Here is a 19,410-nt window from a genome sequence, read left to right as displayed (position 1 = left end):
GGTGCGGTCTCAGGCGGCCTGACGGGCAGTGACGAATGCTGCCAGGGTGGCGATATTGGTGAAATGGGAGCGGGTGTCCTTGGCGTCGGCGTCGATCTTGATCCCGAAACGTTTCTGCAAGGCCAGGCCGAGCTCCAGGGCGTCCACCGAGTCCAGGCCCAGGCCCTCGCCGAACAGGGGTTGTTGGTCATCGATGTCCTGGACGTCGATGTCTTCCAGCCCCAGGGCGTCGATGATCAATTGCTTGATATCACGGTGCAGGTCTTGCTGTGGATCGCTCATCTTCGGCGAGCTCCTTGATGAAATACTGATGCAGGTAATCGTTGAGGCGTCGAGAGGCCACCGGTGCCGGGCCCAGCGCAGCGAACGAGGCGGGGTCGATATCGGCACCGACATGTAGACGAAAATGCACGCGTCGGCGCGGAATGCGGTACCAGGGCTCATGTTTGGTCAGGGTGCTGGGGCTGACGCTGATGGTCACGGGTGTAATGATTTTCGCACCGCGCAAGGCGATCGCGGCGGCACCGCGATGAAAGGCCGGGGCCTGGCCGGGCGGTGTGCGGGTGCCCTCGGGGAAGATGATCAGCGGCTGTCCCTGGCGCAGGGTGTCGGCGGCGGTTTCGAGCATCTGCACGCTGCCATCGTTGCCGATGTAGCGTGCCTCGCGCACCGGGCCGCGGGTGAAGGGGTTGTCGAACAGGCTCTGCTTGACCACGCAATTGGCGTTGCGGGCCAGGCCGATTAGAAACACCACGTCGATCAGCGATGGATGATTGGCGATGATGAGCTGCCCCGGACGGCCCAGACCCTCGGCTCCGACGACCTCGTAGGTGAGCACGCCGCTGACCCGCATGAAACGTATGAACCGCCAGAACAGCCAGCCGATGGTTCGGCGGGCGCGTTGCTGGTGGCGTTCGACGCCACCGGGCAGGCAGGCGAGCAGCGGAAACACCAACACGCGCAGGCACAGGCTGCCGACACCGAACAGGGCAAAGCTCAGTGCGGTCGCCACCAGGCGCCAGGGGTAGGCATCCCGTGGCTTGTTCACGCGAGCCGTTGCCAGTTCCATGAGCGTTGCTTTCCTGGGTGGGTGAGCCTGGACTGGTCGGTCAGCAGGGCGCGCAGCCAGCTCAAGGCGTGGGGCAAGTTGCCAGGGACGGCTTCGCTGCCTGGGGTCAGGTCCAACTGCCATTGCTCGCCAGGGGTCAATAGCAGCCCTAGGGCATAGGAGAGCGGTACGTCGCTGATCCAGGGTGCATAAGCCGCTGGCGGCAGTTCTTCGGCAACGATCAGCAATACGGCCGGCGCGCCTTCATGGAGCAGGCCGGCCGCCTCGACGAGGCCATGTTCGAATCCGTCGTCGGCCGCGGCCAGGGCGGTCATTTCGCAGCTCTGCCCACGCAGGATCGACCACAGGCCGATCACCGCATTGTGCACCGAGAGGCTGAACTGGGTGGGCGAGAGCGGCTCGCCCTGGGCGAGGTCGCTGAGGATGGAGAAGGTGCGCGGGGTTTCACCATGGCGCGAGACGTACACCAGCGGCAGCGATTCGTACCCCTCGGCTAGCGGCCAGCCGACAGCGAACGCCATGCGTGCCAATGGGCTCAGGCGCCGGCGCTGCAGGGCCGGAAGGAAGGACACGTCCGGTACCTGGCTGTCGCCTGGCGACACGGACTCACCGTCGGCCCAGGCATGCCAGTCGGCAGGCGTGTGCAGACCGGGGGCCCAGGCGCGCCATTGGCTGATGTTGAAAGTGATCACGATGTGCTTGTTTCCCGCCCTGCGGGCGACCTTTGGCGTCGGAGTGGCTCGGAGCGGCCTGAGGGATTCACACTCGCCGAGTGGCGCGCATTATCCCGGTGCAGGGGACCGCTAGCAAATACGCCTTGGACAATGACCAATGAACAACGCTCTGGCTAGTCGACCCGCTCCGATCGATTACCCGCGGTTTCCGATGAACGGTTACGAAGGTTATCGGCACCGGGGTAGGAAAGGTTGAGCGGGCGGTACTGGTCATTGTCGCTCGCCGGACACATACTCGGGCATTCGTTGATACACGGAGGTCTTCCATGCGGCGCGTGGTGTTCAATCAGAAAGGTGGCGTGGGCAAGTCGAGCATCGCCTGCAACCTGGCGGCGGTCAGTGCCAGTGAAGGCTATCGGACCCTGTTGATCGACCTGGATGCCCAGGCCAACTCCACCCAGTACCTCACCGGGCTGACCGGCGAGGACATTCCCATGGGCATCGCCGACTTCTTCAAGCAAACCCTTTCCAGCGGGCCCTTTGCCAAGAAGAACAAGGTCGATATCTACGAAACGCCGTTCGACAACCTCCACGTGGTCACTGCGACCCCGGAACTGGCCGACCTGCAGCCCAAGCTCGAGGCCAAGCACAAGATCAACAAGCTGCGCAAACTGCTCGATGAGCTGGACGATGACTACGAGCGAATATACATCGATACGCCACCTGCGCTCAATTTCTACGCGGTTTCTGCGTTGATCGCCGCCGATCGGGTGCTAATCCCATTCGACTGCGACAGCTTCTCACGCCAGGCGCTGTATGGCCTGCTCGCGGAAATCGACGAACTCAAGGACGACCACAACGAAGACCTGCTGGTCGAAGGCATCGTCGTCAATCAGTTCCAGTCACGCGCCAGCCTGCCGCAGCAGATGCTCGACGAGTTGCTGGCCGAGGGCTTGCCGGTCCTGCCGGTGTATCTGGCCAGTTCGGTGAAGATGCGTGAATCCCACCATGCGAGCTTGCCGTTGATCCACCTGGAGCCTCGACACAAGCTGACCCAGCAGTTCGTCGAGCTGCACGCGCTGCTCGAAGAGAACGCCTAGACCCCCTGGCTGCGCAACCACTCCAGCAAAGACTGGAGTGGGAAGGCGCCTGCCTGGCGGGCGACCTCACGACCATTCTTGAACAGGATCAGGCTGGGGATCGAGCGGATGCCCAACTGACCGGCGAGGTTGCGGTTGGCCTCGCTGTCCAGCTTGGCCAGGCGACAGCGCCCGGCAAGCTGGCGGGCGGCTTGTTCGAAGACCGGGGCGAATGATTTGCACGGCCCGCACCAGTCTGCCCAGACGTCCAGCAGCAGGGGCAAATCGCCTTTGATCTGGCTGGCGTAGCTGCGTTCATCGAGGTCGAACGGCGTGGCCAGCAGTACCTCTTGCTTGCAGCGTCCACACTTGGGGTGGTCCCCCAGGCGTTCGGCGGGCAGGCGGTTGAGGCCGTTGCAATGGGGGCAGGGAATCAGCAGAGGTTCGGACATTTCATCTCCTGTTCGGTTTATCACAGGCTGTCGCAGCGCCCACGGGGCCTGATCTGAAGCAGCTACATCTTGTGGATACTGGCGACAGCCCTGGCAGGGCATTCACGAGGAACAGCTGATTTCCAGGTGCTTGCCCCACTCGGGCGGACGTTCGGCATAGGCCTGCATTGCAGGTTGTTCTTCGAATGGATTGCTCAGCACCTGATGCAACCGCCGTACTTCGCTGTAATCCCCCGCTTCGGCCGCTTCAATGGCTTTTTGTGCCAGGTAATTGCGCAGGATGTACAGCGGGTTGACCGCATGCATGCGCTCGCGCCGGCCTTCGGCGTTGGCGGGTTCACGCTGGCAGCGGGCCAGGTAATCCTCGCCCCAGGCGTCGAACCCGGCCAGGTCGATGAAGTCATCGCGCACCACCTTGAGGGCATCGGCCACGGGCTGGTCGCCAAGCCTGCGGAAGAACAGGGTGTAGTCCACGCCGCCGCTCTGCATGCGTTGCAGCAGGCGCTCCACCAAGGCCATGTCACCGTCCTCGGCTGTGGTGAAGCCCAGGCGCCGACGCATCAGATCCAGGTAGTGAGCCTGGTACAGCGGCAGGAACAGGCCCAGCGCTTCCTTGAGCGGCTCCACCTCGATCACCGTGGTCAGGGCCTGGGCCAGGGCGCTCAGGTTCCAGTGGGCGATGGGCACCTGGTTGGCGTAGCTGTAGCGACCGCGGTCGTCGGAATGGTTGCAGATGAAATTGGCGTCGAAGTCGTCGAGGAAGGCGTAGGGGCCGAAGTCGAAGGTGATGCCCAGGATCGACATGTTGTCGGTGTTCATCACGCCATGGCAGAAGCCGTAGGCCTGCCACCGGGCGATCAGCTCGGCGTTGCGTTCGACGATGGTGCGGAACATTGCCAGGTAGGGCTGTTCTGCCTCCCGGCACTCGGGGTAATGCTGCTCCAGGACATGGTCGATGAGTTGGCGCTGCTGCTCTGGCTGGCGGGTGTAGTAGAAGTACTCGAAGTGACCGAAGCGCACATGGCTTTGCGCCAGGCGCAGGAGCATCGCGGCGCTTTCGCGGGTCTCTCGCCACACCGGGGTGCTCGAGCCGATCACGCACAATGCGCGGCTGCTGGGAATGCCCAAGGCGTGGAGGGCCTCGGAGGCCAGGAACTCGCGGATCGAGGAGCGCAGTACGGCACGGCCATCGCCCATGCGCGAATAGGGGGTCTGGCCGGCGCCCTTGAGGTGCAGGTCCCAGTGCTCGCCGGCGTCATTGAGCACTTCGCCCAGCAGCAGGCCACGGCCGTCGCCCAGGCGTGGGTTGTAGGAACCGAACTGGTGCCCGGAATAGACCATCGCCCGCGGCTCGGCCTCTTCCCAAAGCTTGTGGCCGCTGAACAGCTCGGCGAACACCGGCAGTTCGGCCTGGGCCGGGTCGAGGTCGAGCAGGGCCATGGCCGATTCGCTGGCCACCACCAGGCGTGGCTCGGCAATCGGGTCGGGCAGGACCTCGGTGGAAAAGGCATCGCCCAGGCGGGCGAAGCGGTTGTCGAAGGTCAGTTGGTCGAGGGCTTTCACAGGCCGGCTCCTGGGATCGGGGGTCAGGGGCCGCTTTGCGGCCCTTCGCGGGTAATCCCGCTCCCACAGGTCCAGCGCTGTGCCTGTAGGAGCGGTTTACCCGCGAACGAGGGCGTAGCCCTCGCAAGGGTTGTGCACAGAATAAAGTATTCGAGTGCACTCAGGCCGGTGCAGTGCCATCCGGTTTCGGGTTCTCCACCGGAATCAACTGCTGTTTGCCGCCTTGCATGTCCATCAGGAACACCTCGACCTGGCGCACCGAGATCTTGATGTTGTGCGCCTTGAACTCGCGGTTGATGTAGCGGTTGATCTCGTCCAGCGTCGGGTTGCGGTCGCCCAGGTCGCGGACGTGCATGCGCAGTTCGTGGTCCAGCGAGCTTTCGCCGAAGTTGAGGAAATACACGATCGGCTCAGGATCCTTGAGCACCCGTGGGTTTTCGTGGGCGCCCTTGAGCAGCAGTTCGCGCACCAGATCCAGATCCGAGCCGTAGTCGATGCCCAGCTTGAGCGTGACGCGGGTGACGGTGTCGGTCAGGGACCAGTTGATCAGCTGGCCTGTGATGAAGGTCTTGTTGGGGACGATGATGTCCTTGCGGTCGAAGTCGGTGATGGTGGTCGCACGGATGCGGATCTTGCTCACCGTGCCGGATAGATTGCCGATGGTGATGGTGTCGCCGATGCGCACGGGGCGCTCGAACAGAATCATGATGCCGGAGATGAAGTTGGCGAAGATCTCCTGCATGCCGAAGCCCAGGCCCACCGACAGGGCCGCCACCAGCCATTGCAGCTTGTCCCAGCTCACCCCGAGGGTCGACAGGGTGCTCACGATGCCCACACCCACGATGGTGTAGGAGAGCAGCGTGGTGGTGGCGTAGGCGCTGCCTTGGGCCAGGTTCAGGCGCGACAGCACCAGCACCTCCAGCAGGCCCGGCAAGTTGCCGGCCAGGGCGAAGGTGATACCGACGATCACCAACGCACCGAGCAGGTCGCCCAGGCTGATCGGCACCATGCTGGCCGCCGCGCCAGTGCCGCTGGTGTATTCGTACAAGGTGAAGTTGTTGAGATAGGCGAAGACCGAGATCAGGTCCGACCAGACCCAGTACAGGCCGGCGATGAAGCCGCCAAGCAGGGCCAGGCGGATCAGGCGCAGCGACTGCTGGTTGACCTGTTCGATATCCAAGGTTGGTTCTTCGACGATCACCTCGCCGTCCAGCCCTTCCTTGGCAGCCTGGCGTTTGCTCAGGGCGCGCTGGTAGGCCAGGCGCCGGGCCGCAACCGAGAGCCCGCGTACGAACGCGGCCTCGATCACCAGCCAGAACAACAGCAGGTAAAGGGTATAGATGAGTCGGTCGGTGAGCTTGAGCGCGGTGTAGTAGTAGCCGAAGCACACGGCCACGAACAGGGCGATGGGTAGCGCGGTGAAGGCCACCCCGACCGCTTTGCGGAACAGCGAGGTGTCTCGGTGCGCGGGGCTGCTCAGCAGCAGGCGGCTGAGCAACCAGGCCATCAGGGCATAGCAGGTGAGCACCACACCGATGCCCAGCACGTCATCGGCCAGGGCCGACGGCTGATGCTCGGCCACCGCCACCACACCTACCAGGGCCAGCACCACGGTGCCCAGTCGGCGCACCCAGCCGCGCAGGAACTCGACCTGCGGCTTGTGCCAGCGGAAGTGGATCTCGGCAACGCCGCCCGGCGCGAGGATGCGGTAGGCGGTGTAGAACACCAGCCAGGCCTGGGCGATCTGCCACAGGGCGGCGCCCAGGTTAGCGTTCTGGCCGCGAGCGTCGATCTGCAGGGCGTAGCTGCCCAGGGCCAGGGCCAGGGCGACCGGCATGGCCAGGAGGATATTGATCAGGATCGCCTGGGGCGTATGCCACTGGCTATCGCGACGGAAGTGGCCGATGTCCTGGTGAACCTTGCCCAGGCGCTGATAGAGGTACTTGCGCCGCCATAGCAGTGCGCCGATCACCAGCAGCAGCGGCAGGAACAACAGCGGGCGCTGCGCCAGGCCGTCGGTCAGCTCCTTGAGGCCCGAGCCCCATGGCAGGTTGGCGACCTGGTCGGCAAACCGCTCGGGCACATGGCTCAGCCACTCCCAGTCCAGCGGCTTATTGCTGGGAATCCAGAACATCTGCTCTTCCAGGGTGGTGCGCAGACTTTGGGCGGTGCTGAGCAATTGCTTCTGGTTCAGCTGCAGGGTGATGGACTCATTGAGCAGCGCCGACAGCTCGCGGTTCAGGCGCTCGAGCAGGTCGCTGCGGGTGATCACCACCTCCAGCAAGGCCTTGCGCAGCTGTGGTGTGGCCTCTTCCTCGGGCTGGGCGGCCAGCAGCTTGTCGACGTAGATCGAGGGGCTGCTCATCTGCTCGCGCTGCTGATTGATCTCGAACTGATAGAGGCGAATGTCGGCGATCTGGTCGGCCAGGTTGCGATCGACTTTCAGGTGCGGCAGGGATTGCTTTTGCTTGTAGAGGATCTTCGATAGCAGCAGGCTGCCCTTGAGCACGTCGATCTGTTCGTCCAGAGCCTGGTCGGCCTGGGTCAGGCTGTCGAGTTGCTGTTTGGTGCGCAGGTTCTGCTGGGTGACCTCGTTGAGCCGGTCGGTGCTCTTGAGCAGGTAGTCCGAAAGCTTGACGTTGGCGGTGCTCTCGGTGGCCAGCAAGGTGCTGCTGCCGGCCTTCTGGGCTTCGAGCGACTGTTGGGTGACGGTCTGCTGGGACTGGGCCAGACGCTTGTCGTTGATCAGCGTCTGCAGCTCCTGGATTTCTTGCTCTAGGCGCGCGGCGCGCTCGATCAACAGGTCGTGGCGGGCATTGCCCAGATCCTGCAGTTGGCTGTTGCTGGTCATTTCCTGGCGGCGCAGAGCCATGCGTGCATTGAGCGCGGCCAACTCGGCGTTGAGCTGGTTGCGTTGGTCTGCGGAAATCGGTTTGCCGCCGTCCTTGCCCGATTTTAGGCTGCTGTTGATCTGCTGGATGCGGGTCTGGCTGCTGCTGATTTCGGCCTGAGCCCGTTCAGGGCGGGTCTGGGAGTTGATGATCAGGCTGTTGGCTTCGGAGAGCGCTTTTTGCAGTTCGCCTTGCTCAGTGCTGCGCTCGCTGAGCATCTGCTCCAGCTGGGGTACGGCCAGGTTGGCATAGCGCTCAGCCACCGGCACGCTCTTGGTTTGCTTGAGCTTGGTCAGCTCGCGTTGACCGTCACGGATCTCGTTGGGCGCGCTGGCCAGCTGCTGTTTGAGCTCGGCGAGTTTCTTTTCGCTGTCTTCCTTGCTGGCGAGCAGGACCAGGGTCTGCTCGAGCACTTGCTGCAGGGCCTTCTGCTCGGCTTCCGGAAGTTTGCGCTCGGCGATCTTGTCGAGGCTGTGCTGGACGCTGGCGGTGGTCGGGACCTCGGCCGCCATGACGGCGAACGAGAGGGACAGGCACAGCCCGAGCAGGGCTGCGCGGAGGGACACACGCAGGGACATAGGCAGAATTCTTGCGAAACGAGGCAAATCGAAGTTTAGAGGAACAACCCGGGGCCGGGTCGAGTACCTTCCGGGAATCTGACGCCCACTTTCTGGATCTTGTTCCCGTCCATGGTCGCCACAGTCCAGATCGTACTGTTCCATTCGACCTGGTCGCCCACTACTGGAGCGCCTCCGACCTTCTGTCGGATGAACTGGGCAAGCGGCATTTTCGCGTCCAATCCGTCCAGCTTAAGACCATAAAGCGCCGCCACCGCGCCGAGCTCGGCATCGCCTTCGAGCACGAAGTCGCCGAAGAAGCGCAGGTCCAGCCCCCGCTGCGGCGCCTGGCTGAACAGTTTGCCCAGGGCCGGCAGGTTGTGCTCGTGGCCGATCACGCACAGCATGTCGCCGACCTCCAGCACGGTGCTGCCTGAGGGGTGCAGCAGTTGCTCGCCGCGGAACAGTGCGGCGATACGGGTGCCCTCTGGCATCTTCAACTCGCGCAGGGCGGCGCCAATGCACCATTTTTCAGCACCCAGGCGATAGACGAACAGCTCCCACTCGCTGGTGATGTGCACCTCCAGAGCGGAGCGGGAAATCGGGGCCGGGTCCGGCGGCACGGTGACTTTCAACAGCTTGGCCATCCACGGCAGGCTGGTGCCTTGCACCAACAGCGAGACCAGGACGATGAAGAAGGCCAGGTTGAAGAACAGCTGGGCATCGGGCAGGCCGGCCATCAGCGGGAACACGGCAAGAATGATCGGCACCGCGCCGCGCAGGCCGACCCAGCTGATGAAGGCTTTCTCGCGGCCGTGGAAGGCCTTGAACGGCAGCAAGCTGGCCACCACCGACAGGGGGCGCGCGAACAGGATCATCCATAGCGCAAGGCCCAGCGCTGGCAAGGCGATCGGCAGCAGATCGTGAGGCGTGACCAGCAGGCCCAGCACCAGGAACATGCCGATCTGCGCCAACCACGCCATGCCATCGAGCATGTGCAGAATGCCGTGACGGCTGCGGATGGGGCGGTTGCCCAACACCAGGCCGCACAGGTAGACCGCCAGAAAACCGCTGCCGTGCAAGGCGTTGGTCAGCGAGAACACCACCAGGCCGCCGGCGATCACCAGGATCGGATACAGCCCGCCGGCCAGGTTGATGCGATTGACCAGTTGCAGCATCAGCCAGCCACCGCCCAGGCCCAGCAGGCTGCCGATGCCGAACTCGCGCACCAAGTGGGTCAGCAGGCTCCAGTGCAGGCCGGTCTGGCCGCTGGCGATCATGTCGATCAGGGTGACGGTGAGAAAGACCGCCATCGGGTCGTTGCTACCCGACTCGATCTCGAGCGTCGCGGTGACACGCTCGTTCAGGCCCTTGCCACCGAGCAGGGAGAACACCGCCGCGGCGTCGGTGGAGCCGACGATGGCGCCGATCAGAAGGCCTTGGATGAGGCTCAGGTCGAACAGCCAGGCGGCGACCATGCCGGTCAGCCCGGTGGTGATCAGCACGCCGACCGTGGCCAGCGACAACGCGGGCCACAGCGCCACGCGAAAGCTCGCCACCCGCGTGCGCAGGCCGCCGTCCAGCAGGATCACGGCCAGGGCCAGGTTGCCCACCAGATAGGCGGTCGGATAGTTGTTGAAGATGATGCCGCCACCATCGACGCCGGCGACCATGCCGACGGCGAGGATGATGACCAGGATAGGAATGCCAAGGCGCGATGACAGCGAGCTGACCAAGATACTTGCTCCGACCAGCAGTGCGCCGATCAGAAACAGGCTGTTGATGGTGCTCGCATCCAAAGGCAGTACTCCGGTACATCGCGGGGAAAAAGGACTTGATAGCGTTGACTAGCAGGTCGCGTGCCAATCGATTCTAACCTGATGAATTGGCAGCCTGTAAAGCGTTTCTGAAAATGAAAAAGGCACCCCGGAGGGTGCCTTTTCAGGTGTTGCCAGTACGGGCGCTATCGCGGGACAAGCCCGCTCCTACAGGTACTGCGCTGCGCTTATGGGCAGCGATATCCCTGTGGGAGCGGCGTTGGTCACGGACAAGCCGGGACAGGTTCAGCCCTGCTTGACCTCGCGCATAGGCTTGCCCTTCACCGGTGCGCCATTGGCCACGTAGTACTTGGCGGTGCTGCGCGGCAGCGGCTTGCGGCCACGGATCTTGTCCGAGATTTTCTCGGCGATCATGATCGTGGTGGCATTGAGGTTGCCGGTGATGATGATCGGCATGATCGACGCGTCGACCACACGCAGGCCCTGCATGCCGTGCACGCGGCCTTCGCCATCGACCACCGCCATGTCGTCGGTGCCCATCTTGCACGAGCAGGACGGGTGGAAGGCGGTTTCGGCGTGCTCGCGGATGAACTTGTCCAGTTCCTCGTCGGTCTGCACGTGGGCGCCCGGGCTGATCTCGCGACCACGGTATGGATCCAGCGCCGGCTGGGCCATGATCTCGCGGGTCAGGCGGATGCCGTCGCGGAATTCCTGCCAGTCCTGCTCGGTGGCCATGTAGTTGAACAGGATGCTTGGGTGCTGGCGCGGATCCTTGGACTTGAGTCTGATGCGGCCACGGCTAGGCGAGCGCATCGAACCCATGTGGGCCTGGAAACCGTGTTCCTTCACGCCGTTGGAGCCGTTGTAATTGATCGCAACCGGCAGGAAGTGGTACTGGATGTTCGGCCATTCGAACTCAGGACGGGTGCGGATGAAACCGCCTGCCTCGAACTGGTTGCTGGCGCCGATGCCAGTGCCGTTGAACATCCATTCAGCGCCAATGGCTGGCTGGTTCCACCACAGCAGCGACGGGTACAGCGAAACCGGCTGGGTGCACGCGTATTGCAGGTACAGCTCCAGGTGGTCCTGCAGGTTCTCGCCGACGCCTGGCAGATCGTGGACGACCGGGATGTCGAGGCTTTCGAGCAATTCGCGCGGACCGACGCCGGAGCGCTGCAGCAGCTGCGGCGAGGCGATGGCGCCGGAGCTGACGATGACTTCCTTGCGGGCACGGGCTTCGACGCGCTCTTCGCTGTCGCCGACCAGGTAGGTCACGCCGATGGCGCGCTTGCCGTCGAACAGCACGCGGTCGGTCAGGGCGTGGGTGACGATGGTCAGATTCGGACGCTTCTTGGCCTGGTCCAGATAGCCGCGGGCGGTGCTGGAGCGACGACCGTTCTTGGTCACGGTACGGTCCATCGGACCGAAGCCTTCCTGCTGGTAGCCGTTGAGGTCTTCGGTACGTGGGTAACCCGCCTGCACGCCGGCTTCGACCATGGCGTGGAACAGTGGGTTGTTGCCGGCTTTAGGCGTGGTCACGCTGACCGGGCCTTCGCCGCCGTGGTAGTCGTTCGGGCCGATATCGCGGGTTTCGGCCTTGCGGAAGTACGGCAGGCAGTCCAGGTAGGTCCAGTCTTCGAGGCCTGGCAGTTTCGCCCAGCCGTCGAAGTCCATGGCGTTGCCGCGGATGTAGCACATGCCGTTGATCAGCGAAGAGCCACCCAGGCCCTTGCCACGGCCACACTCCATGCGGCGGTTGTTCATGTGCGGCTCAGGATCGGTTTCGTATGCCCAGTTGTAGCGACGGCCCTGCAGCGGGAAGGCCAGGGCGGCTGGCATCTGGGTACGGAAGTCGAAGCGGTAGTCGGGGCCACCGGCTTCCAGCAGCAGTACAGTGACGCCGGCATCTTCGGTCAGGCGGGTCGCCAGGGTGTTACCGGCGGAGCCGGCACCGACGATGATGTAATCGTATTCTTTGGACATGAAAGTACCCTCATGTTGGCGGTGATCAGGGAGCGGAAACGCCCGTGCGCAGCGGCACGGGCGTGGCTAGCTAGACAGGGTTCAGAAAACCGAGTTGTAGCCGCCCAGCTCGACCTGGACCGACTTGATGCGAGTGTATTGAGCCAGCGAGCTGACACCGTTCTCACGGCCGACACCCGACTGCTTGTAACCGCCGACCGGCATTTCGGCCGGCGATTCGCCCCAGGCGTTGATCCAGCAGATGCCCGCTTCGAGCTTGTGGATGATGCGGTGGGCGCGGCTGATGTCGTTGGTGCAGACGCCGGCGGCCAGGCCGTACTCGGTGTCGTTGGCGCGACGGATGACTTCTTCTTCGGTTTCGTAGGTCAGGATGCTCATGACCGGGCCGAAGATCTCTTCCTTGACGATGGTCATGTCGTCGGTGCAGTCGGTGAAGACGGTCGGGGCAACGAATGCGCCCTTGGCGAAGTCACCGGCCATCAGACGCTCGCCGCCGCACAGGACGCGGGCACCTTCTTCCTTGCCCTTGGCGATGTAGCCCAGGACGCTTTCCATGTGCGCGAAGCTGACCAGCGGACCGAAGTTGGTGTTCTCGTCTTCCGGGTTGCCGGCACGGATGCGGGCGACGCGTTCGGCGATCTTGGCTTCGAAGGCCGCTTTCATCGACGACGGGATGAATACGCGGGTGCCGTTGGTGCAGACCTGACCGGAGCTGTAGAAGTTGGCCATCATGGCGATGTCGGCGGCCTTGTCCAGGTCGGCGTCGTCGCAGATGATCAGCGGCGACTTGCCGCCCAGTTCCATGGTGACTTCCTTGAGCGTGGAGCTCGAGGCGCTGGCCATGACTTTCTTGCCGGTGGTGGTGCCGCCGGTGAAGGAGACTTTCTCGATGCGCGGGTGCTCGGTCAGCCAGGTGCCCACTTCGCGACCGCTGCCGGTCAGGACGTTGAACACGCCGTCCGGCAGGCCGGCTTCGGTGTAGATCTCGGCCAGCTTCAGGGTGGTCAGCGAGGTGACTTCCGAAGGCTTGAAGATCATGGCGTTGCCGGCGGCCAGGGCCGGGGCGGATTTCCACAGGGCGATCTGGATCGGGTAGTTCCAGGCACCGATGCCGGCAGTCACGCCCAGTGGCTCGCGGCGGGTGTAGACGAAGGAGCTCTCGCGCAGCGGGATCTGCTCGCCTTCGATGGCAGGAACCAGGCCTGCGTAGTATTCCAGCACGTCGGCGCCGGTGACGATGTCGACGTAACGGGTTTCGGAATAGGACTTGCCGGTGTCCAGGGTTTCCAGCATGGCCAGCTCGTCGTTGCGCTCGCGCAGGATCTCGACGGCGCGGCGCAGGATGCGCGAACGCTGCATGGCGGTCATTGCGGCCCAGACTTTCTGGCCACGCTCGGCGCTTTCGACGGCGCGCTCGACGTCAGCCTGGGTGGCACGTTGCACGTGGGCGAGGACTTCGCCGGTGGCCGGGTTGATGGCTTCGAAAGTGGCGTCGGTGCTAGCGTCGACGTAACCACCATCAATGTAGAGTTTTTGCGTTCCGAAACGGGCCATAGTGTCCTCGCAAGTGCAGTGTGTGGTTGGCTACCGCGTCACGCTCCTGCCTGGTTGGCAATCGCCGCGCGCGGTTGTTCAGAGGCCTGGCCGGTAGTGTCCAGACTCTGCTGTTTAGCCAGTTGTAGATCCATGTATTCGTAAGCAATCCGTATTGCCTGGTCGGTGTCGAATGCATCACCGGACAGCGCGCCACGCAGCCACAGGCCATCGATCAGGGCCGCCAGTCCGCGGGCAGCCTTGCGCGCATGGTAGAGCGGCAGGACGCGACGGAACTGGCAGCACAGGTTGGAATACAAGCGGTGGTCGTTGATCCGCTGCAACCTGTGCAGGTCTGGCTGGTGCATGCTGGAGGCCCAGAAGGCCAACCAGGTTTTCATTGCCGGGCCGTTCACCTGGCTCGCATCGAAGTTGCCCTCGATGATCACTTTAAGGTGGGCGCGCGGGCTGTCGTCCGTCAGTGCCTGGCGACGCGCCGCAACGCCTTCGTTGAGCATGCTCATGATGTAACCCATCGTCGCTGCGATCAGGCCGTTCTTGTCCCGAAAGTAGTGACTGATGATGCCGTTCGACACACCGGCCAAACGGGCAATCAGCGCAATGCTGGCATCTCCCAGTCCCACCTGATCGACCGCCTGCAACGTGGCTTCGATCAACTGCTGGCGGCGGATGGGTTGCATACCGACCTTGGGCATGTTGCATATCTCCTCAGGCCTGCGAGCAGACGACGAGCGGCTGCCTCGGCGAAGGCCAGTCTATTTTGTTTTGATTGAACGTTCAATCAATAAAGAATAAGCTCTGCGACAATTTGTGCCATTGACAGTTTTTCAGCTGATCGAGAAGGCACGGATTGACACCCCAGGAAATCGCGTAACCCCCGGAATACAAGGCGTTGACGGGCAAGAGCGATGCGAAATGCAGATTCCGCCGAGCGGTCATGGGCCGCGCGGGCAGCCACTGGAGCGGGCTTGGATCTGTTTTATTTGCAACGATTCGATTCGGGATCGCGATTTCCTAGGTGCTTTTATAACACCTGATGCTGTGGGGCTATTGCACCATTTGCTCGGGAAAGACTGATTAGCCTCCACTCCCGCACTGCCCGGAGCATTCGTGCAATGAGTTCTGCCTCCCTAACCAACCCTCCCGCCGAACGGGTACGGGTCAACCGCGTTGTGTTCTATACCTCCGCGTTGCTGGTCCTCGTTTTGACCGCCCTGCTTATCGCTGTCCCTGAAACCGCCGGCCGTGTGCTGAGCGTGGCGCAGGCCTGGCTGACCCGTACCTTCGGTTGGTACTACATGCTGGTGATCTGCGGATACCTGCTGTTCGTCGTCTATCTGGCCTTCTCCGACTTCGGCAAGCTCAAGCTTGGCGGCAAAGATGACCAACCCGATTTCAGCTACGGCGCCTGGGCCGGCATGCTGTTCTCCTCAGGTATCGGTATCTCGCTGCTGTATTTCGGCGCCTCCGAGCCGCTGGACCATTATTTCAACCCGCCTGAAGGTGCCGCCGCGAGCCATGAAGCCGCGCGCCAGGCGCTGCAACTGACCTTCCTGCACTGGGGCCTGCATGGCTGGGCGATCTACGCCCTGGTTGGCTTGGCCGTGGGCTACTTCGCCTATCGCCACAACCAGCCGTTGGCCCTGCGTTCGGCTCTGTACCCGCTGGTCGGTGAGCGCTGGGTCAAGGGCGCTGCCGGCAACGCAGTGGACATCTTCGGCATGTTCGTCACCTTGCTGGGCCTGGTGACCAACCTGGGTATCGGTTCGATGCAGGTGGCGTCGGGCCTTGAGTACCTGTTCGGCATCGACCACAGCAAGACCAACCTGCTGGCGGTGATTCTGGTCATGGCCGGCGTGGCGACCGTGGCTGCGGTGTCGGGCGTGGAAAACGGTATCCGCCGTCTGTCCAACCTGAACATCATGCTGTTCAGTGGTCTGTTGATCTTCGTTCTGTTGGGTGGCAACACCCTGCACCTGCTCAACGGCTTCGTGCAGAACATCGGTGACTACCTCAATGGCATCGTGCTCAAGACGTTCGACCTGTACGTCTATGAAGGCGACGGCGCCAAGTCCGAGCGCTGGCTGGGCCTGTGGACCGTGTTCTACTGGGCCTGGTGGATCTCCTGGGGCCCATTCGTCGGTATGTTCATTGCCCGTATCTCCAAGGGCCGTACCGTGCGCCAGCTGGTCAGTGGCGTGCTGTTGATCCCGCTGGGCTTTACCCTGGCGTGGCTGTCGATCTTCGGCAACACCGCGCTGGACCTGGTGGTTAACCAGGGCGCTGTGGAGTTGGGCAAGACCGCGTTGGAACAGCCGTCGATGTCGATCTATCAGTTGCTGGAATTCTTCCCGGCAGCCAAGTTCGTCATCGGTGTGGCGGTGTTCGTCGGCTTCGTGCTGTTCCTCACCCCGGCCGACTCCGGTGCAGTGATGATGGCCAACCTGTCGTGCAAAGGCGGCAAGGTGGATGAAGACGCCCCGCACTGGATGGTGGTGTTCTGGTCGGTCGTCATTACGCTGGTAACCATCGGCCTGCTGTTCGCCGGTAACTTCGAAGCCATGCAGACCATGGTGGTTCTGGCTGGCTTGCCGTTCTCCGTGGTGCTGGTGCTGTTCATGTTCGGTCTGTACAAGGCCATGAAGCAGGACGTTGCGGTCGAGCAGGAGCGTGCCGAACTGGCTGCCCGTGGCCGTCGTGGCTTCAGCGAGCGCCTGAGCCAGATGGATTTGCAGCCGAGCCAGGCCGTGGTCCAGCGCTTCATGGACAAGTACGTCAGCCCGGCGCTCAAGGAAGCCGCCGCGCAGATGCGTAACCAGGGCTTCGATGTCGAGGCACGTGCCGGTCACTCCCGTTCGCTGATGGGTCTGCGCGTGATGATGGAAGAGGGTAATCCCTTCGTCTACGAAGTGAGCCTGGATGGCTACCAGGCCGCGCCGAGCGAGGCCGCGGCAGAAGGTGATGCAGAAGTGCGCCAGCGTTTCTACCGCGCTGAGGTCTACTTGCATGATGGCAGCCAGGAATACGACCTGATGGGCTTCACGCCGGAGCAGATCGTGCGCGACGTGCTGGATCAGTTCGAAAGCCACCGCCAGTTGCTGGGGCGTGTCTATAGCTGATAGCGCCTGAGCTTGTCATGACAAAGGCCCGACTCGCGAGAGTCGGGCCTTTGTCGTTTCAGGGGGCTTGCAGGAGCAACAGGTCTTCGCGTGGCGCCGAGTGGTGTTTGGCGATGTCCTCGGCTTTGGTGCAGAGCTTCAGGGGCAGGTCCTGCCATTTGAATTCCTGGCTGGCATGGCGAAGCATTTGGTAGCCAGCCGGCTCGTTGCAGTCGAGGGTCCCGTGCGGGCCGTGCTTGATGCGATAGCACTGAAGGTCCGGCGGGGCGATCTTCCAGGTGACCTTCATGTCGCCGTTGTCGAGGCGCTCTAGGGTCATGTCCGGATCGGGAACGGGCGCTGGCCAGAGCATCCGCGCAGAAGGCCAGGCCTGCTTGCCGGGCACTGGGCCGGCCAACGCAGGCGAGGCAATCCAGGCGAATACCAGCCCTAGGCAGATCGAATGTCGCGCGAGCATGGTGACCCTCCTTATTTGTGTAGAAGGGTCACTGTGAGTGCTGAAAGTGAGCGCAGCGCGGTACATCTTTAGTGAAGCGTGATGGCTTCAGCGGTTGCTGTAACGGCCATGCTTGCCATGGGCGGGCATGGCCTGGTTGCTCCGTTCGGCGATCATCTGGTGAAGGCCGATCAGCTCTATGCCCTGCTGCTTGAGTCGGGGAAGTTCTCGTTCCAGCACGTCCAGGGTCTGAGGGTAGGGGTGGCCGATGAGCACTGCCGAGCCTTGTCTGCGGGCCAAGGCCACGCCCTGCTGCAGCTGCGCGGAGATGGCCTCGGTGGTGCGGGTATCGTCCAGGAAGACATCTCGCGAAACATGCGCCAGTCCAAGTGCCTGGGCCTTGGCCGCGGCCACGGTGGCGGCACTGGTGCGGCTGTCGACGAAGAACAGGTGGCGCCGCTGCAACTCTGCCATCAGCCAGGTCATGGGCTCGGCCTGGGAGGTCATGCGGCTGCCCATATGATTGTTGATGCCGGCGGCGAAGGGCACTTTGGCCAAGGCGGCATCCAGGCGGCGGGCGAGCTCTTCGATCGGGGTGCCTGGGTGCCAGGCGTACGGGCCGGTGGCAGGGTCCATGGGCATGTGCAGGATCACCGTGCGCCCGGCTTTGTGGGCTTGGCGGGCGAAGTCGGTGGCATGGGGCGTATCGGGCATGATAGCCATCGTGATCGGGCCCGGCAGGGCGAGGGTGCGGCTGTCGCGCTCGCTGCTCTGGCCCAGGTCGTCGATGATGATGCTCATGTAGGCCTTGGCCGGCGCCGCATGGGCGGTGCCGGCCAACAGGCAGAACAGCGTCAACAGCAGGTAACGCATGAGACGGGTCAGTCGCCCTTGGTGATGTTCAGGCCTTTGAGCAGGCTCAGGGCCTGGCTGAGCTGGAAGTCACCATCCTGCGGCCGCTCCTTGCGCTTGCTGCTGCCGGTCGGACGGTCGGCACCGCCGTTGCCGTTGCCCAGGTGGCCCTGCAGGTCGGCTTCCTTGAAGTTCTCGGTGTCCGCTTCGGCGGTGAGCTTGGCTGGGCGTACCTCGATGTCCGGGACAATGCCCTGGGCCTGGATCGAACGGCCGTTGGGCGTGAAGTACAGCGCGGTGGTGAGCTTGAGCGCGCGGTCGTTGTTCAGCGGCAACACGGTCTGTACCGAGCCCTTGCCGAAGCTGTCGGTACCCATCAGCACCGCACGCTTCTGGTCCTGCAGGGCGCCTGCGACGATTTCCGAAGCCGAGGCGCTGCCGCCGTTGATCAGCACCACCAGCGGCACGCCTTCGCTGGCGTCGGCCCGGTCGGCGGAGAAGCGCAGCTCGGAGTTGGCGATGCGGCCCTTGGTGTAGACGATCAGGCCTTTGGTGAGGAAGTGGTCGGCCACTTCCACCGCCGATTGCAGGACGCCGCCGGGGTTGTTGCGCAGGTCCAGGACCACGCCGCGCAGTTTCTTGCCGTTGTCCTTGCGCAGCTTGGCCAATGCCTTGCCGACTTCCTCGCCGGTCTTGACCTGGAACTGGGTGATACGGATGTAGCCGTAGTCGTTCTCCAGCAGCTGACTCTTGACGCTCTTGACCTGGATCACCGCGCGGGCGAGGGTCACGTCGAAGGGCGTGCCGCCGTCGCGGACCAGGGTCAGAGTGATCTTCTCGCCCACCTTGCCGCGCATCTTGTCCACGGCTTCGGTCATGGTCTGGCCGCGGGTCGGGGCGCCGTTGATCTTGACGATCAGATCGCCTGCCTCGATGCCGGCGCGCGAGGCCGGGGTGTCGTCGATCGGCGACACCACCTTGACGAAGCCGTCCTCCATGCCCACTTCGATCCCCAGGCCGCCGAACTCGCCGCTGGTGCTTTCCTGCAGCTCTTGGAAGTCCTCTGGCCCCAGATAGGCCGAGTGAGGATCGAGATTGCTCAGCATGCCCTTGATGGCGTTTTCCAGGAGGGTCTTGTCGTCCACCGGCTCGACATAGGCGGCCTTGATGCGATCAAGGACCTCGGCGAAGGTGCGCAGCTCATCCAGCGGCAGCGGCGCCTTGGCGGTCACCTCGGTGGCCGGTACCGCCGCGCGGCTGGCCGGTGCGGCCGGCTCGGCGGCGGAAACCAGGGGCGCGCCGACCACCAGGGCGATGGTCAGGGCCAGCTGGGTGAGGCGAGACGAGTGCAGCATGTCGAACGAACTCCTGATCCTGTTGGTGCTCCCTCGAAGGAGCATCGG

At 63.4% G+C, this 19,410-nt stretch carries 15 protein-coding genes; 2 read left to right on the top strand and 13 right to left on the bottom strand.

All coding sequences use genetic code 11. The annotated features are described in order from the left end of the window. Positions 1 to 9: 9 nt before the first annotated feature. Genes DQ397_RS13550 through DQ397_RS13540 form a run of 3 tightly spaced genes read right to left on the bottom strand, consistent with a single transcriptional unit; the run spans position 10 to position 1,761 of the window. A complete protein-coding gene (locus DQ397_RS13550) occupies positions 10 to 282 on the bottom strand; it encodes a phosphopantetheine-binding protein (protein WP_043212500.1) in 273 nt (90 codons plus the stop codon). Continuing rightward, positions 251 to 1,069 carry a 1-acyl-sn-glycerol-3-phosphate acyltransferase gene (locus tag DQ397_RS13545; protein ID WP_043212502.1) on the bottom strand — a complete coding sequence of 273 codons (819 nt, stop codon included), beginning with the start codon at positions 1,067 to 1,069 and terminating at the stop codon, positions 251 to 253. Before DQ397_RS13545 ends, DQ397_RS13550 begins: the two co-directional genes overlap by 32 nt. Continuing rightward, positions 1,045 to 1,761, bottom strand: coding sequence for a beta-ketoacyl synthase chain length factor (locus DQ397_RS13540; protein ID WP_043212504.1), 717 nt, complete (start codon positions 1,759 to 1,761; stop codon positions 1,045 to 1,047). Before DQ397_RS13540 ends, DQ397_RS13545 begins: the two co-directional genes overlap by 25 nt. Positions 1,762 to 2,069: 308 nt before the next feature. Here DQ397_RS13540 and DQ397_RS13535 point away from each other — a divergent pair, with 308 nt between their 5' ends. Beyond that, complete coding sequence (locus DQ397_RS13535; RefSeq protein ID WP_043212506.1) at positions 2,070 to 2,843, top strand: ParA family protein; 774 nt, start codon at positions 2,070 to 2,072, stop codon at positions 2,841 to 2,843. On the opposite strand, the gene trxC is transcribed toward DQ397_RS13535, so the two are convergent. The 7 genes from trxC to betI form a co-directional block, all read right to left on the bottom strand. Next, positions 2,840 to 3,274, bottom strand: coding sequence for a thioredoxin TrxC (trxC, locus tag DQ397_RS13530; RefSeq protein WP_043212507.1), 435 nt, complete (start codon positions 3,272 to 3,274; stop codon positions 2,840 to 2,842). The two genes, DQ397_RS13535 and trxC, sit on opposite strands and share 4 nt — an antisense overlap. 102 nt (positions 3,275 to 3,376) lie before the next feature. Then, complete coding sequence (gene selO, locus DQ397_RS13525; RefSeq protein WP_043212510.1) at positions 3,377 to 4,837, bottom strand: protein adenylyltransferase SelO; 1,461 nt, start codon at positions 4,835 to 4,837, stop codon at positions 3,377 to 3,379. 160 nt (positions 4,838 to 4,997) lie between these two features. Further along, a complete protein-coding gene (mscK, locus tag DQ397_RS13520; RefSeq protein ID WP_043212512.1) occupies positions 4,998 to 8,306 on the bottom strand; it encodes a mechanosensitive channel MscK in 3,309 nt (1,102 codons plus the stop codon). A gap of 35 nt (positions 8,307 to 8,341) precedes the next feature. Beyond that, positions 8,342 to 10,084 carry a potassium/proton antiporter gene (locus DQ397_RS13515; RefSeq protein ID WP_043212513.1) on the bottom strand — a complete coding sequence of 581 codons (1,743 nt, stop codon included), beginning with the start codon at positions 10,082 to 10,084 and terminating at the stop codon, positions 8,342 to 8,344. A 264-nt stretch (positions 10,085 to 10,348) separates the two neighbouring features. Beyond that, positions 10,349 to 12,046, bottom strand: a complete 1,698-nt coding sequence (gene betA, locus DQ397_RS13510) for a choline dehydrogenase (RefSeq protein WP_043212515.1) — start codon at positions 12,044 to 12,046, stop codon at positions 10,349 to 10,351. A gap of 81 nt (positions 12,047 to 12,127) precedes the next feature. After that, complete coding sequence (gene betB / locus DQ397_RS13505; protein WP_043212517.1) at positions 12,128 to 13,600, bottom strand: betaine-aldehyde dehydrogenase; 1,473 nt, start codon at positions 13,598 to 13,600, stop codon at positions 12,128 to 12,130. 38 nt (positions 13,601 to 13,638) lie between these two features. Next, the gene (gene betI / locus DQ397_RS13500; RefSeq protein WP_043212519.1) at positions 13,639 to 14,295 is read right to left on the bottom strand and encodes a transcriptional regulator BetI; all 657 of its coding nucleotides are present in this window, start codon (positions 14,293 to 14,295) and stop codon (positions 13,639 to 13,641) included. Positions 14,296 to 14,715: 420 nt separating this feature from the next. Here betI and DQ397_RS13495 point away from each other — a divergent pair, with 420 nt between their 5' ends. Next, positions 14,716 to 16,719 carry a BCCT family transporter gene (locus DQ397_RS13495; RefSeq protein ID WP_043212522.1) on the top strand — a complete coding sequence of 668 codons (2,004 nt, stop codon included), beginning with the start codon at positions 14,716 to 14,718 and terminating at the stop codon, positions 16,717 to 16,719. Positions 16,720 to 16,777: 58 nt separating this feature from the next. On the opposite strand, the gene DQ397_RS13490 is transcribed toward DQ397_RS13495, so the two are convergent. From DQ397_RS13490 to DQ397_RS13480, 3 genes are all read right to left on the bottom strand, one after another. Further along, positions 16,778 to 17,176 carry a hypothetical protein gene (locus tag DQ397_RS13490; RefSeq protein WP_043212525.1) on the bottom strand — a complete coding sequence of 133 codons (399 nt, stop codon included), beginning with the start codon at positions 17,174 to 17,176 and terminating at the stop codon, positions 16,778 to 16,780. 87 nt (positions 17,177 to 17,263) lie between these two features. Beyond that, positions 17,264 to 18,028 (bottom strand): divergent polysaccharide deacetylase family protein, encoded by a 765-nt coding sequence (locus tag DQ397_RS13485; protein WP_043212528.1) that lies wholly within the window; start codon positions 18,026 to 18,028, stop codon positions 17,264 to 17,266. An 8-nt stretch (positions 18,029 to 18,036) separates the two neighbouring features. After that, a complete protein-coding gene (locus DQ397_RS13480; RefSeq protein ID WP_043212530.1) occupies positions 18,037 to 19,362 on the bottom strand; it encodes a S41 family peptidase in 1,326 nt (441 codons plus the stop codon). Between the last annotated feature and the right edge of the window lie 48 nt (positions 19,363 to 19,410).

This window comes from Pseudomonas sp. CK-NBRI-02 (genome assembly GCF_008124495.1).
In the GTDB taxonomy this organism is placed as follows: Bacteria; Pseudomonadota; Gammaproteobacteria; order Pseudomonadales; family Pseudomonadaceae; genus Aquipseudomonas; species Aquipseudomonas guariconensis.
Note: the sequence above shows the minus strand (reverse complement) of the source record. Positions and strands in the feature narration are given on the sequence as shown.